Below are 13,401 nucleotides of genomic sequence, written 5' to 3' on the forward strand. Positions count from 1 at the left end.
CGCGCATGAGTGATTTTCGGTGGCATGTCAGCGGATTGATGTTCCAGATCGCGGTGGAGGGGTTCGGGCGGGATCGGTTGCCTTATCCGATTCGGTATATCGCCGATGATCAGGGGGTGGAGACCGCGGAGGATTATCAGCGGTTGCGGGATCGGACCGTGCGGGAGCTGGCGGGGTTCGCGAATCGGGAGCTGTTCGACGCGTTGACGGTGCTGTTGGAGCCGAGGGTGCGGGTGGAGGTGCACGGGTTCTTCGGGCGCGATTTCGGCAAAGTCGTGCGGGTGCACGCCGGTATCGTCGGGCAGTCGGCGACGGTGGCGGTGCAGCTTCCCGGGCCGACGCAGGCGTACGGGCGTGATGTGATCCTGACGAGGACGACGGGCCGGGAGGCGGCGGCGCGGATCGTCGCGGCGCTGCCGGGGTGTGCGGCCGGTCGGATCGAACCGGTCACGGGTCGGCGTTCGGATATGGATCGGGCCGCCTACAGCCGCGATCCGTATTTGGAGGAGATCGACCGGATCGTGCGCAGGCCCCGTTCGGGACTCGGGGAGATCAATGTGTTCCGCGGTGGCGCCATCGACAGCAGGCCAACCGGTGACGGGCGTGGCTTCCATTGGATGGATTACCTGCCGGTGGACGGCCGCTATCTGTTGCACAACCACGACAGCGACGAGTTCACGTTGACGCCCGCGTCGAACGAGGACATCACGCGCAGACTGTACGAACTCATCGAAACCACCCACCGCGAGACGGCCGGTGTCCGAGCCCGGTAGTCGGCCTGAACGCGTGCGGATCGGACCGGTACGTGGCGCGGTCCCCGATCAGTCCGTGCCGGGAGCGTGCAGGACGAGCATCGTGTTGGCGCCGTGGTGGAATTCGTAGTCGACTTCGCGGATCTCGGTGCGAATTCCCTTGTCGTGCAATTCGGTGCGCAGGCCCGCGATCAACTCGTGCCGCGGTCGGCCGATGTGGTCGAGGAGGGGATAGAGCCGGGTTTGGGCGCGGGATACGCGGGACAGTTCCACCAGTGCCATGAGGTGGAATTCCGCGTCGAGTCGGTCGGCGTAGGAGAACAGCAGGTGGGAGCTGAGGACCAGGTCGAAAGTGTTGTCGGGGAAGGGGAGTGAGGGCAGGGCGGCGGGGATGTAGCGGTGGGGGTTGGCGGTGACGTCTTCGCCGAATCGGGTGGCCGCGATTCTTCGTAGTCGGTGGTGTTCGTCGGGGGAGCCGTACCAGTCCCACCGGTATCGGTCGGAATGTGTTCTCGCCCACGTATTCGCGCGATCGGATTCGACGCGCGCGAGTGTGCGGAGTTCGGCGGGGGTGCGGTGGTAGATGGGGTCGACGGCGGTGACATGTGCTCCGAGTTCACTGGCTTCGGCGGTGAAACTCGCTGCGCCGCCCGGGCAGTCGAGAATGCTGCGGTCTCGCAGATCGGTGTCGGTGAGCGCGAAGATAGCGCGATACTCCGCCGAAGATCTTGCGCTGATCAGGAATTCGCCGAGTACGTCGGTATCGGTCGGGTGCGTCATCCGCACACGTTCTCACGAGTCGCCCGACTGCGAAAGTCGATGTGCGAGAGCCGATGCGCGAAGGGCTCCGGCGCGGGACCGGGACTCGGTGCGGGGAATGCGGGTGCGGCCGGTGTGGGAATTGGGTTGACACCGGCCGCGCCCTGAAAAGCAATCTACTTCCATCTGGAATTGAATCCAGCATTTGTGAGCGGTGTCACAATTAGTTGGAGACCAGGCGGCGCAATGCTTTTGTGACGACTTCGGGATCGGCGGTTTCCCAGTACGGAGGCAAGGAGGCCCGCAGGTATCCGCCGTATCGTGCGGTGGCGAGCCGGGAATCGAGGATCGCCACGACGCCGCGATCGTCCACGCTGCGCAGCAGCCTTCCGGTGCCCTGCGCGAGCAGGAGCGCGGCGTGATTGGCCGCCACCGTGAGGAATCCGTTGCCGCCGCGCGATTCCACCGCGCGCTGCCGCGCGGCGAGCAGCGGATCGTCGGGGCGCGGGAACGGAATGCGGTCGAGGATCACCAGACTCAGCGACGGGCCGGGGACGTCGACGCCCTGCCACAGCGACAGGGTGCCGAACAGCGACGTCGCCGGATCCTCGGCGAATTTGCGCACCAGGGCGTTCGTCGCGTCGTCGCCCTGGCACAGGATGGGGGTCTTCAGGCGGTCGCGCAGTGCCTCGGTGGCCGCCTTGGCGGCGCGCATCGAGGAGAACAGGCCGAGGGTGCGCCCGCCCGCCGCCTCGATGAGCCGTTCGATCTCGTCGAGGTAGGCGGGAGCGAGGCCGTCGCGGCCCGGCGCGGGCAGGTGTTTGGCGACGTAGAGGATGCCCGATTTGGCGTGGTCGAACGGCGATCCGACATCCAGCGAACTCCACCGGATGGTTTCGGCGTCGGCGGGGGCCTGGGATCCGTTGGCGGTGCCGGTGTCGGGGCGGTTCGGCGTCTGCGCGGGCAGTCCCCAGGTGATCGCGAGACCGTCGAAGGAGCCGCCGATCTGGAGGGTGGCCGAGGTGAGCACCACCGTGGACGCGCCGAACAGGCGATTGCGCAGCAGACCGCCGACCGAGAGCGGGGCCATCCGCAGGGTTTTGCGCGCGACTCCGCGAATCTCCTCGGCGGACAACCAGATGACGTCGCGGCGGGTGGCCGGATCGGATTCTTCGAAGGCGGTGAGCACCCGCACCGCGGTGTCGTGCACCTCGTCCACGGCGGCCAGCGCCATGGTGCGGGCGGCGGCGCCCTCGGGATCGCCCTGGGCGTTGGTGCTGCCCGGCGGATTCAGTGCGGTGCGGGTGTTCCAGGCCGCGTCGCGGACCAGCGCGAGCACCGGCGCGACGCCGTCGGGCATGCTGTCCCAGCGGGTGGCGGGCAGATTGTCGAGGACTTCGTGCCAAGCCTCGGCGGCGCCATCGAGGCGGTCGAGTTCCTGTTCGTCGACGAGTTTGGCGCAGCGGCGCGCGGCCGCGCTGATGGCGGTTGGCGCGAGTTCCGCGGTGGCGACGCCGGTGACGCGGTCGACCAGTTCGTGTGCCTCGTCGATGACGACCACATCGTGTTCGGGCAGCACCTGCACGCCGCTGATGGCGTCGATGGCGAGCAGTGCGTGATTGGTGACAACGATGTCGGCCTGCGCGGATTCGGTGCGCGCCCGCTCGGCGAAGCAGTCCTGCCCGAACTGGCAGCGCGACTTGCCGAGGCATTCCCGCGAGGACACGCTGACCTGGCGCCAGGCCCGGTCGGTGACCCCTGGCGCGAGTTCATCACGGTCGCCGGTTTCGGTGTCGGAAGCCCATTCGTTGAGCCGCTGCACTTCGCGGCCGAGTCGGGAGATGGCGAACGCGTCGAACAGTTCGGCTTCGGCCGGTTCGTCCGGAATGGCGCTGTTGATCTTGTTCAGGCACAGATAGTTGTTGCGGCCCTTGAGGATCGCGAACTTCGCCGCACGGCCCAGCGGTGCGCGCAGTGCCTCGGCAAGGCGTGGCAAGTCGCGATCGACGAGTTGGCGCTGCAGGGCGATGGTGGCGGTGGACACCACTACCGTGCGACCCGTGCGTACCGCGTGCCGCACGCTCGGCACGAGGTAGGCCAGCGACTTCCCGGTGCCGGTGCCCGCCTGCACCGCGAGGTGTTCCTTGGTGTCGATGGCGTGGTCGACCGCGGCCGCCATGGTGATCTGCCCGGTGCGCTCCTTGCCGCCGAGCGCGGTGACGGCGGTGGACAACAGCTCATGGGCAGACGGCAGTTCGGGCACGTGAGCAGCCTACTGCGCGGCACCGACACACTTCTCGCGGCGAGCTAGCCGTTGCGTGCCCGACAGCGTCACGCCCGCCGTGTGCGCCGGCTGGTTACGGGAGGAGCCGGCTGTGCGTGCCCGGCGACGTCGCGGCGGCCGTGTGCGCTGGCTGGTTGTGGGAGGAGCTGGCTGTGCGTGCCCGGCGGCGTCCCGACGGCCGCGTGCGCCGGCTGGATACGGGAGGAGCTAGCCGTGCGTGCCGGACAGCGTCACGCCCGCCTTGCGGAGTAGGTCGAGTGCGGCGGCGGTGCTGTCGGGGGCGACGCCGGCGGTGAGGTCGAGCAGCACGGTGGTGTCGAATCCGGCGGCGGACGCGTCGAGCGCGGTGGCGCGCACGCAGTGGTCGGTGGCGATCCCGACCACGTCGACGGCGGCGATGTCGTGCGCGCGCAGCCAGTCGGCAAGGCCGGTGCCGTCGTCGGTGGCGCCTTCGAATCCCGAATAGGCGGCGCTGTATTCGCCTTTGGAGAAGATCGCGGTGACCGGGGTGAGATCCAGGTTCGGATGGAAGAGCGCACCGTCGGTGCCGACGCGGCAGTGCGGCGGCCAGCTGTCGACGTAGTCGGGAGTGTCGGAGAAGTGCGCGCCGGGATCGATGTGGTGGTCGCGGGTGGCGACCACGGCCGCGTATCGCGCGTCGGCGAGGTAGGCGCTGATACTCGCCGCCACCGCCGCGCCGCCCGCGACGGCCAGCGATCCGCCCTCGCAGAAATCGTTCTGTACATCGACCACGATCAACGCCCGGTTCATGCGGCTCGACCTTTCGCCCGGATCCGGACCCCGCGGACGTAAACGCCGGACGGTCCCTTCGGTGATAACCCTATGCCGCCGCGATCGCGGGCGTGGAACGGAGGAAATCGATGAGCAACAGCGTCTTCAGGCTCGGACTGGCCGTATTGATCGGCTTCGGCGTCTACGCGGGGGTGGGCCTGCTGCTCGGCGGCAGGCCCGACACCGCGGGGGAATGGCTTTCGGCGGGCATCAAGAGCCTGTGGGTGATCGCACTCGCCGCGGGCACCGTGGAATGGCTGAATCGGCGCAAACGGTCGAAGGCGGCCCAGGAGACGTCGGAACGATGACGATGACGACCGGCCGCGTCGCCGCCGGATTCGCGCTCTACTGGGCGGCTTTCGCGGTGCTGTCGCTGTCGATCGTGTACTTCGGCACGGGCGCGATATTCGTCGCGTCCGTGCTCGCGGTCCTCGGCGCGTTCAGCTCGCGAAGGTGGTCGGGATCGCGGGTTCGCCCGCGGACAGTTTCAGCCCCTCCCACGGCAGGCTCACCAATCCGTGCGCGACCAGGTCGCGGCCGCTCGCCAGACTCGGCGCGTCATCGATGACCGCCCCCGCCCGCACCAGCGGGATCAGCAGTTCGCGCGCCTCGAACACACCCGCGTCGGGCGCCGGACCAGCCGCGGGGTAGACGATCTCCTCGACGATCGTGCCGGTGTCGCGCGCGAGCCGAACGGCCTTCTTGGTGCCGCCCCTTGATTCCTTGTGACTGCTGCGCTTGGCGACCGGTATGCCGTCGACCTCGACCAGCTTGTAGACCATGCCCGCGGTCGGCGCGCCGGACCCGATGACCAGCGAGGTGCCGACGCCGTACACGTCGACCGGTTCGGCGCGCAGTGCCGCGATCGCGTATTCGTCGAGGTCGCCGGAGACCACGATGCGGGTGCGGGTGGCGCCGAGCGCGTCGAGTTGGTCGCGGACCTGACGGGCGAGCACGCCGAGGTCGCCGGAGTCGATGCGGACTCCGCCGAGTTCGGCGCCCGCGACCTCGACGGCGGTCGCGACGCCGCGGGTGATGTCGAAGGTGTCGACCAGCAGCGTGGTGCCGACGCCGAGCGCGCGCACCTGGCTGCGGAACGCCTCGGCCTCGTGCTCCCCGTCCGCGCCGCTGTGCAACAGGGTGAAGGCGTGCGCGCTGGTGCCCGCGCCGGGGATGCCGAATTCGCGCACCGCGGCCAGGTTGGAGGTGGCGTCGAAGCCCGCCAGGTAGGCGGCGCGGGAGCAGGCGGGCGCGGCCAGTTCGTGGGTGCGCCGCGAGCCCATCTCGATCATGCGGCGACCGGCCGCCGCGCTGACCATCCTGGCGGCCGCCGCGGCGATGGCGCTGTCGTGGTTGAGGACGGAAAGGATGAGGGTCTCCAGCACGACGCATTCGGCGAAGCTGCCACGCACCGAGAGGATGGGGGAGCCGGGGAAGTACAGCTCACCTTCCCGGTAGCCGTCGATATCGCCGGTGAAGCGGAATTCGCGCAGCCAGTCGACGGTGGAAGGGTCGAGGAACGGCGCGATTACCGCGAGCTCGGATTCGCCGAAGGTGAATCGGCGCAATGCGTCGAGCAGGCGGCCGGTGCCCGCGACCACGCCGTAGCGGCGGCCGTTGGGCAATCTCCTGGCGAATACCTCGAAGGTGCATCGGCGGTGCGCCGAGCCGTCCGCGAGCGCGGCGGCCAGCATGGTCAGTTCGTACTGATCGGTCAGTAACGCGGTGCTGGCGCGGCCGTCCCTGGTGTCCACGCGAGTCACTGTAGCCGGCGATTCGGCCGCTCGGGACTTCCCACGGTCCGACCTGCTCGCGGCGGCCGCGAGCGGGGTGCGGGGTGTTGTTCTCGTGCGGTCGAGTCGTACCCTTGACGGCATGGGCTTGTGCGAAACAGGGATGACGCTGTCGGCGGCACAGGCGACCCCGGAGACGGTCGAGCACACCGAGATCCTCGAGGCGGAGGACCGCCCGTGGGTCACCGTGGTCTGGGACGATCCCGTCAACCTCATGCACTACGTCACCTACATCTTCCAGAAGCTTTTCGGCTACACCAAGGCGAAGGCCACCGAGTTGATGCTTCAGGTGCACAACGAGGGCAAGGCCGTGGTGTCCTCCGGCTCCCGCGACAAGATGGAGCAGGACGTGCGAAGGCTGCACGCCGCGGGACTGTGGGCCACCATGCAGCGGGACGACTAGGCGGTAGGACTACCCTCGAGGCCGTGCCGAACTGGAGCCTGCGCCGTGCGTAAGTGGAGCCGAAAGAATTCCCTGGGCGGCCTCAAGCTGCGGACCGAGATGGACGCGCGTGAGGCCGGTGTGCTGCGCTCGCTGATCGGCGCGGTGACCGGGTTGCTGAACGAACGCGCCCAGTCCGCGCCCGACGACGAACTGGCCGCGCTCACCGGTATGCGCACCGGCAATGCCGAACCGCCGGAGGATCCGAGACTGCGCAGGCTGCTGCCCGATTTCCATCGCAGCGAACCCGGTTCGCCCGACGCCGACCGCGCAGGTCTGAACAGCGCGCTGCGCGGCCTGCACGAGCCGGAGATCATCGACAGCAAACTCGCCGCGGGTTCGGTGGTGCTGGACACCCTGCCCACCGACGGCGGCAAGATCGTGCTCACCCCCGAACAGGCCGACGCCTGGCTGGCCGCGCTCACCGATGTCCGTCTTGCGCTTGGCACCGTGCTCGGCGTCGACGCCGACACCCCCGACCATCTCGACCCCGACGATCCGCGCGGCCCGCATCTCGACGTCTATCACTGGCTGACCTGGATGCAGGATTCGCTGTTGCAGGCACTGGCTCCCTGACCCGAAACCCGCCGCGCGAACAGAGGTGACCCGATGAACGCGACACCAGGAGCACGCGATGCGCTGACCGATGTGGCGGGCCTGCTGGTCGGCCACCATCACCTCCTCGACCCCGACGCGCGGATCGGCGCCGGCGCGGCCACCGGATGCACGGTCGTACGGGTACCGGGCGGAGCGACCGCGGCGGTGGATGTGCGCGGCGGCGGACCCGGCACCCGGGAGACCGACCTGCTCGATCCGAGCAACACTGTGCGCCGGGCGAATTCGATCCTGCTGACCGGCGGCAGCGCCTTCGGACTCGCGGCCGCCGACGGGGTGATGCGCTGGCTGGAGGAACACGGCGAGGGCATCGCGATGGACCCGAGCGACGCGGGCCGGGTGGTGCCGATCGTGCCGGGCGCGGTGATCTTCGATCTTCCGGTCGGCGCGTGGGATATCCGGCCGGACGCCGATTTCGGCTATCTCGCGTCGTCGGCCGCTGCGGCGGATTTCGCGCGCGGTTCGGTGGGCGCGGGCGTCGGCGCGCGGGCCGGGTCGATCAAGGGCGGCGTCGGCAGCGCGAGCGTGGTGCTCGGCGGCGGGCCCGCGGCGGGTGTCACGGTCGCGGCGCTGATCGTCGCGAATCCGGTGGGTTCGGTCTTCGATCCGCGCACCGGTCTGCCGTGGGGCGCGGGCACCGACGGCCCGGAGTTCTTCGGTCTCGGCACGCCGACGGCCGAGCAGGTGGCGCGGGCGGTCGCGCTGCCGGTGAAGGGGACGGTGCTCAACACCACCGTCGGCGTGGTCGCCACCGACGCCGAACTGGACACCGCGGGCTGTCGGCGGATGGCGACCACCGGCCACGACGGACTCGCCCGCGCCATCCGTCCCGCGCATTCCCCGCTGGACGGCGACACCCTGTTCGCGCTGGCCACCGGCACCGCGCCGACCGAGGACCAGCCGCTGCCGCCCGCCTTCCCGCCCGATCTGCTCGCGTTGGACGCGATCTGCACGGCCGCCGCGGTGTGCGTGGAGCGCGCCGTGGTCGACGCGATCCTGTCGGCGACCACCGTCGCGGACATCCCGACTTACACCGACCTGTTCCCGCCCGGTCCGCGCAGGCCCTGAGTCGGACCCGGGGGAATAGCCGAATATTCTGTGAGGTTGTCGACCACGAGGCGTCGGCCGTGGTGGTTCGTGGAAGGGTTGTGCTCGTGCTGGTGATCAGATCCGACCTCGTCGATGCGATGGTTCGGCACGCCCGTGCCGATCACCCTGACGAGGCGTGCGGCATCATCGCCGGTCCCGAGGGTTCCGACCGTCCCGAGCGCTTCGTCGCCATGATGAACGCGGAACGTTCGCCCACCTTCTACCGCTTCGACTCCGGTGAGCAGCTGAAGGTCTGGCGCGCGATGGATGACGCCGACGAGACACCGGTGGTCGTCTACCACTCGCACACCGCCACCGAGGCGTACCCGAGCCGCACCGACATCTCCTACGCCGCCGAGCCCTATGCGCACTACGTCCTGATCTCCACCCGCGATCCCGAGGTGCACGAGCTGCGCAGCTATCGGATCGTGGACGGGGAGGTCACCGAGGAGCCGGTGCGGATCGTCGACACCTACGACGCGTCCGAGTCCGCCTAGCTGTTTTCCATCCGTCGGCCGGGCCGGTCGACACTCACAGACGGTCGAAATCGAGGAGTAGCACCCATGTCGGTAACCGTGTCCATCCCGACGATCATGCGCGGACTCACCGGAGGCGAGAAGCGCGTGCAGGCCGACGGCGCGACGCTGTCGGCGCTGATCCAGAATCTGGACGCCAACCATCCCGGACTGGCCGAGCGCCTGCTCAAGGACGGCAAGCTGAACCGCTTCGTCAACATCTATGTCGACGACGAGGACGTGCGTTTCGCCGGTGGTCTCGAGGCCGAGGTGCCCGAGGGCGCGTCGGTGACCATCCTGCCCGCCGTAGCCGGAGGCTGATCCACGCCGTGGCGCGTTACGAATCGCTGATCGCGACCCTCGGCGACACCCCGCTGGTCGGGTTGCGCACGCTGTCCCCGCGCTGGGACGGCGACGACCATGTGCGGCTGTGGGCCAAACTCGAGGATCGCAATCCGACGGGGTCGGTCAAGGACCGGCCCGCCTTGCGGATGATCGAGCAGGCCGAAGCCGACGGCCTGCTCACGCCCGGCTGCACGATCCTGGAACCGACCAGCGGGAACACCGGTATCTCGCTGGCCATGGCCGCCAAACTCAAGGGTTACAGTCTGGTCTGCGTGATGCCGGAGAACACCTCGGTGGAGCGACGGCAACTGCTCACCATGTTCGGCGCGAGCATCATCGATTCGCCCGCGGCGGGCGGGTCGAATCAGGCGGTGGCGCTGGCCAAGCAGATCGCGGCCGAGCATCCGGACTGGGTGATGCTCTACCAGTACGGCAATCCCGCCAACGCGCTCGCCCACTACGAGACCACCGGTCCGGAGATCCTGGCCGATCTGCCGGAGATCACGCATTTCGTGGCGGGTCTCGGCACCACTGGCACGCTCATGGGCACCGGGCGTTTCCTGCGCGAGAAGGTGGCCGATATCGAGATCGTCGCGGCCGAGCCGCGGTACGGGGAACTCGTCTACGGCCTGCGCAATATCGATGAGGGTTTCATTCCCGAGCTGTACGACGAGTCGGTGTTGACGACCCGTTTCTCGGTCGGTCCCTTCGACGCGGTCAAGCGGACCCGTGAACTGGTGCTGGAGGAGGGCATCTTCGCCGGCATCTCGACGGGTGCGATCCTGCACGCCGCGCTCGGCGTCGGCCGTAAGGCGCTGCAGGCGGGCAGGCGGGCCGATATCGCGTTCGTGGTCGCCGACGGCGGCTGGAAGTACCTGTCGACCGGCGCCTACGACGGCACCCTGGAAGAGGCCGAGGAGCGTCTCGACGGTCAACTCTGGGCCTGACGCGCGATCGGAGTCGGGGTCGGGGCGGCGTTGTCGCGCCGCCTGCCCGGTCACGGGTGGGTACCCTCGGTGTCAGCGGAGCAGCCCGCGGACGAGGAGGTTCACCATGACCGGTGGTGCGGGACCGGGTGCGTCCTTCGACCCCGATCGGATCGCGGCACTGCGTGCCCGCTTCGGGAACCCGGGTGGTGCGCCACCCGTGGTCGCGCCGACGGGGCCGGACGCGGTCGCCGGATTCCGGCAGATCTGGCCGCGCGCGGGTGCGGTGATCCTCGGTTTCGTCGGGTCGCTCTATCTCATCGAGGGCGTCGACCAGATCGACGACCGGCGCCTCGACCAGGCGGGCATCAAACCGCACGAGCTCGACGGACTCTCCGGCATCGTGTGGGCGCCGGTCCTGCATCAGGGCTGGGATCACCTGATGAGCAACACGCTGCCGCTGCTCATCCTGGGCTTCCTCGTGCTGCTGTCGGGGATCCTGCGCGGGCTGGCCGCGACCGCGGTCATCTGGGTGGTCGCGGGTCTCGGCACCTGGTTGACCGGAGCGTCGGGCACGGTGCACATCGGCGCGTCGTCGCTGGTGTTCGGCTGGCTGACCTATCTGATCTGTCGCGGGTGGTTCGCTCGCAATGTCGGCCAGATCCTGATCGGGCTCGTCGTCGGAGCGGTTTACGGGTCGCTGCTGTGGGGCGTATTGCCTGGCCAACCCGGAATATCTTGGCAGGGACACCTTTTCGGGGCTATGGGTGGAGTGCTCGCGGGATGGGTACTCTCTGGAGATGCACGCCGGAAACGCCGAGGGGACGAGGTCGGAGAAGTTGCGTCGCCACGGTGAGAATGTGACCCGCCCGGGATTTTGGGGGATCGGTTCGTGACCGAGAATTCGTCGTGGCAGCATTGGGGAATGCGCCTTACCGTCCTCGGGTGCTCGGGCAGTGTGTCCGGCCCGGACTCCCCAGCGTCGGGATACCTGTTGTCCGGTCCGGAGATGAATCCGGTCGTCATCGATTTCGGACCCGGCGTACTCGGCGCGTTGCAGCGCTACGCCGATCCCGGTGAGGTCGACATCTTCCTGACCCATCTGCACGCCGATCACTGCCTCGACCTGCCCGGCCTGCTGGTGTGGCGCCGCTACCACCCGCAGCCCCCGGTCGGCCGCGCCATCGTGCGCGGACCTTCCGACGCCCCGGTACGGATCGGCAATGCCTCTGCCGAGGTCGGCGGCGAATGCGACGACTGGTCCGACGTGATCGACCACCAACCGTGGGCCGAGGGGGAGACCGTAGAATTCGGGCCGGGCCACACCGTGCTCGCGCGGCGGATGTACCACCCGCCGGAGTCCTACGGCCTGCGGATCGTCACCAACACCGGACGCGTGTTCGTCTACACCGGCGACACCGCCGTGTGCGATTCGGTCCGGGAGTTGGCGCAGGGCGCCGACCTCCTCATGGCGGAGGCGTCCTGGACCCACGATCCGGCCAATCGCCCTCCCGGCATCCACCTTTCGGGCACCGAGGCGGGCCGCATCGCGACCGAGGCGGGCGTCAAGGAACTGCTGCTCACCCACATCCCGCCGTGGACTTCGCGCGAGGACGTGATCGCCGAGGCCAAGGCGGAGTTCTCGGGGCCGGTACACGCCGTGGCGCCGGGCGAGACGTTCGACATCTGAGCACCCAGTACCATTGGCGCGTGTCGAGACGAGCCGATGGCAGGGCGGACGATGAGCTCCGCGAGGTACGGATCACCCGTGGATTCACCACGCATCCAGCCGGTTCGGTGCTGGTCGAGTTCGGCGGGACGCGGGTGATGTGCACCGCGAGCGTCACCGACGGCGTGCCGCCGTGGCGCCGCGAATCCGGACTCGGCTGGCTCACCGCCGAATACGCGATGTTGCCCGCGGCCACCCACACCCGTTCCGGCCGGGAATCGGTCAAGGGCAAGGTGGGCGGGCGCACCCAGGAGATCAGCAGACTGATCGGCCGGTCGCTGCGCGCGTGCATCGACCTGGCGGCCGTCGGCGACAACACCATCGCGATCGACTGCGATGTGCTGCAGGCCGATGGCGGCACCCGCACCGCCGCGATCACGGGAGCTTATGTCGCGCTTGTCGACGCGGTGACCTATCTGGCCGCCGCGGGCGGACTCGCCGATCCGCAGCCGATCTCGTGCGCCATCGCCGCGGTCAGCGTCGGGGTGGTCGACGGGCGGGTGCGCCTGGATCTGCCCTACGAGGAGGATTCGCGCGCCGAGGTCGACATGAACGTGGTCGCCACCGATACCGGCACCCTGGTCGAGGTGCAGGGCACCGGCGAGGGCGCCACCTTCCCGCGCTCGACGTTGGACAAGCTCCTGGATTCCGCGCTGGCCGGTTGTGAGCAACTGTTCGCGGTGCAGAAGGAAGCGCTGGCCCTGCCGTATCCGGGTGTGCTGCCCGAGCCCGGCGACTCTCCGAAGAAGAAGTGATGACCCGGATTCTGCTCGCGAGCCGCAATGCCAAGAAGTTGAAGGAGTTGCGCCGCATTCTCGATGACGCCGGGGTGGCGGGTGTGGAGATCGTGGGTCTCGATGATGTGCCGCCCTACGAGGAGGCCCCCGAGACCGGCGCCACCTTCGAGGAGAACGCGCTGGCCAAGGCGCGCGACGGCGCGGCGGCCACCGGATTGCCGTGTGTCGCCGACGATTCCGGCCTCGAGGTGGACGCCCTCAACGGGATGCCCGGTGTGCTCTCGGCGCGCTGGTCGGGTCGCCACGGCGACGACGGCGCCAACAACGCGCTGCTGCTCGCCCAACTCGGCGACGTTCCCGACGAGCGCCGCGGCGCGCGCTTCGTTTCCACCTGCGCGCTGGTGACGCCAGGCGGATCGGAGACGGTGGTGCGCGGCGAATGGCCGGGAACGGTGAACCGGGAACCGGTGGGCGACGGCGGTTTCGGCTACGACCCGCTGTTCGTGCCCGAGGGCGGTACGGGCACCGCGGCCGAGTTGACCCCGGCCGAGAAGGATGCCGTCTCGCACCGGGGTCGCGCGCTGGCACTGCTGCTTGCGGAACTGGCCGCGCTCGGCGGCTGA

Annotated in this window: 16 protein-coding genes; 12 read left to right on the forward strand and 4 right to left on the reverse strand. The window is 69.1% G+C overall.

Going from position 1 to position 13,401, the window contains the following annotated elements:
* Positions 1 to 5 precede the first annotated feature (5 nt).
* Entirely contained in the window at positions 6 to 773 is a 768-nt protein-coding gene (locus tag IT779_RS11165) for an ESX secretion-associated protein EspG (protein WP_196149203.1), read from the forward strand.
* 48 nt (positions 774 to 821) lie between these two features.
* On the opposite strand, the gene IT779_RS11170 is transcribed toward IT779_RS11165, so the two are convergent.
* From IT779_RS11170 to IT779_RS11180, 3 genes are all read right to left on the reverse strand, one after another.
* Entirely contained in the window at positions 822 to 1,532 is a 711-nt protein-coding gene (locus IT779_RS11170) for a methyltransferase domain-containing protein (RefSeq protein ID WP_196149204.1), read from the reverse strand.
* A gap of 202 nt (positions 1,533 to 1,734) precedes the next feature.
* The gene (locus IT779_RS11175) at positions 1,735 to 3,774 is read right to left on the reverse strand and encodes an ATP-dependent DNA helicase (protein ID WP_332838751.1); all 2,040 of its coding nucleotides are present in this window, start codon (positions 3,772 to 3,774) and stop codon (positions 1,735 to 1,737) included.
* A 228-nt stretch (positions 3,775 to 4,002) separates the two neighbouring features.
* A complete protein-coding gene (locus IT779_RS11180) occupies positions 4,003 to 4,566 on the reverse strand; it encodes an isochorismatase family protein (RefSeq protein ID WP_196149205.1) in 564 nt (187 codons plus the stop codon).
* 110 nt (positions 4,567 to 4,676) lie between these two features.
* Here IT779_RS11180 and IT779_RS11185 point away from each other — a divergent pair, with 110 nt between their 5' ends.
* On the forward strand, positions 4,677 to 4,895 hold the full coding sequence (locus IT779_RS11185; RefSeq protein ID WP_196149206.1) for a hypothetical protein: 219 nt from the start codon (positions 4,677 to 4,679) through the stop codon (positions 4,893 to 4,895).
* A 132-nt stretch (positions 4,896 to 5,027) separates the two neighbouring features.
* Here IT779_RS11185 and IT779_RS11190 read toward each other — a convergent pair whose 3' ends face one another.
* Positions 5,028 to 6,341, reverse strand: coding sequence for a nicotinate phosphoribosyltransferase (locus tag IT779_RS11190; protein ID WP_332838752.1), 1,314 nt, complete (start codon positions 6,339 to 6,341; stop codon positions 5,028 to 5,030).
* Positions 6,342 to 6,462: 121 nt separating this feature from the next.
* Between IT779_RS11190 and clpS the strand changes: the two genes are divergently transcribed.
* From clpS to rdgB, 10 genes are all read left to right on the forward strand, one after another.
* Entirely contained in the window at positions 6,463 to 6,783 is a 321-nt protein-coding gene (gene clpS / locus IT779_RS11195; protein ID WP_196149208.1) for an ATP-dependent Clp protease adapter ClpS, read from the forward strand.
* Between the two features lie 45 nt (positions 6,784 to 6,828).
* Complete coding sequence (gene aosR, locus IT779_RS11200; protein WP_196149209.1) at positions 6,829 to 7,398, forward strand: oxidative stress transcriptional regulator AosR; 570 nt, start codon at positions 6,829 to 6,831, stop codon at positions 7,396 to 7,398.
* Positions 7,399 to 7,431: 33 nt separating this feature from the next.
* Positions 7,432 to 8,505, forward strand: a complete 1,074-nt coding sequence (locus tag IT779_RS11205) for a P1 family peptidase (RefSeq protein ID WP_196149210.1) — start codon at positions 7,432 to 7,434, stop codon at positions 8,503 to 8,505.
* 86 nt (positions 8,506 to 8,591) lie between these two features.
* A complete protein-coding gene (locus IT779_RS11210) occupies positions 8,592 to 9,023 on the forward strand; it encodes a M67 family metallopeptidase (protein WP_332838784.1) in 432 nt (143 codons plus the stop codon).
* A gap of 66 nt (positions 9,024 to 9,089) precedes the next feature.
* On the forward strand, positions 9,090 to 9,362 hold the full coding sequence (locus IT779_RS11215; RefSeq protein ID WP_196149212.1) for a MoaD/ThiS family protein: 273 nt from the start codon (positions 9,090 to 9,092) through the stop codon (positions 9,360 to 9,362).
* Positions 9,363 to 9,370: 8 nt separating this feature from the next.
* A complete protein-coding gene (locus IT779_RS11220; RefSeq protein ID WP_196149213.1) occupies positions 9,371 to 10,333 on the forward strand; it encodes a cysteine synthase in 963 nt (320 codons plus the stop codon).
* A 106-nt stretch (positions 10,334 to 10,439) separates the two neighbouring features.
* Entirely contained in the window at positions 10,440 to 11,168 is a 729-nt protein-coding gene (locus tag IT779_RS11225; RefSeq protein ID WP_196149214.1) for a rhomboid family intramembrane serine protease, read from the forward strand.
* Positions 11,169 to 11,237: 69 nt separating this feature from the next.
* Positions 11,238 to 12,002 (forward strand): cyclic nucleotide-degrading phosphodiesterase, encoded by a 765-nt coding sequence (locus IT779_RS11230; RefSeq protein WP_196149635.1) that lies wholly within the window; start codon positions 11,238 to 11,240, stop codon positions 12,000 to 12,002.
* A 20-nt stretch (positions 12,003 to 12,022) separates the two neighbouring features.
* Positions 12,023 to 12,796 carry a ribonuclease PH gene (gene rph / locus IT779_RS11235; protein ID WP_196149215.1) on the forward strand — a complete coding sequence of 258 codons (774 nt, stop codon included), beginning with the start codon at positions 12,023 to 12,025 and terminating at the stop codon, positions 12,794 to 12,796.
* Positions 12,796 to 13,401 (forward strand): RdgB/HAM1 family non-canonical purine NTP pyrophosphatase, encoded by a 606-nt coding sequence (gene rdgB, locus IT779_RS11240; RefSeq protein WP_196149216.1) that lies wholly within the window; start codon positions 12,796 to 12,798, stop codon positions 13,399 to 13,401. The genes rph and rdgB overlap by 1 nt, the downstream gene beginning before the upstream one ends.

The sequence above is a fragment of the Nocardia bovistercoris genome, assembly GCF_015674855.1.
GTDB lineage: Bacteria > Actinomycetota > Actinomycetes > Mycobacteriales > Mycobacteriaceae > Nocardia > Nocardia bovistercoris.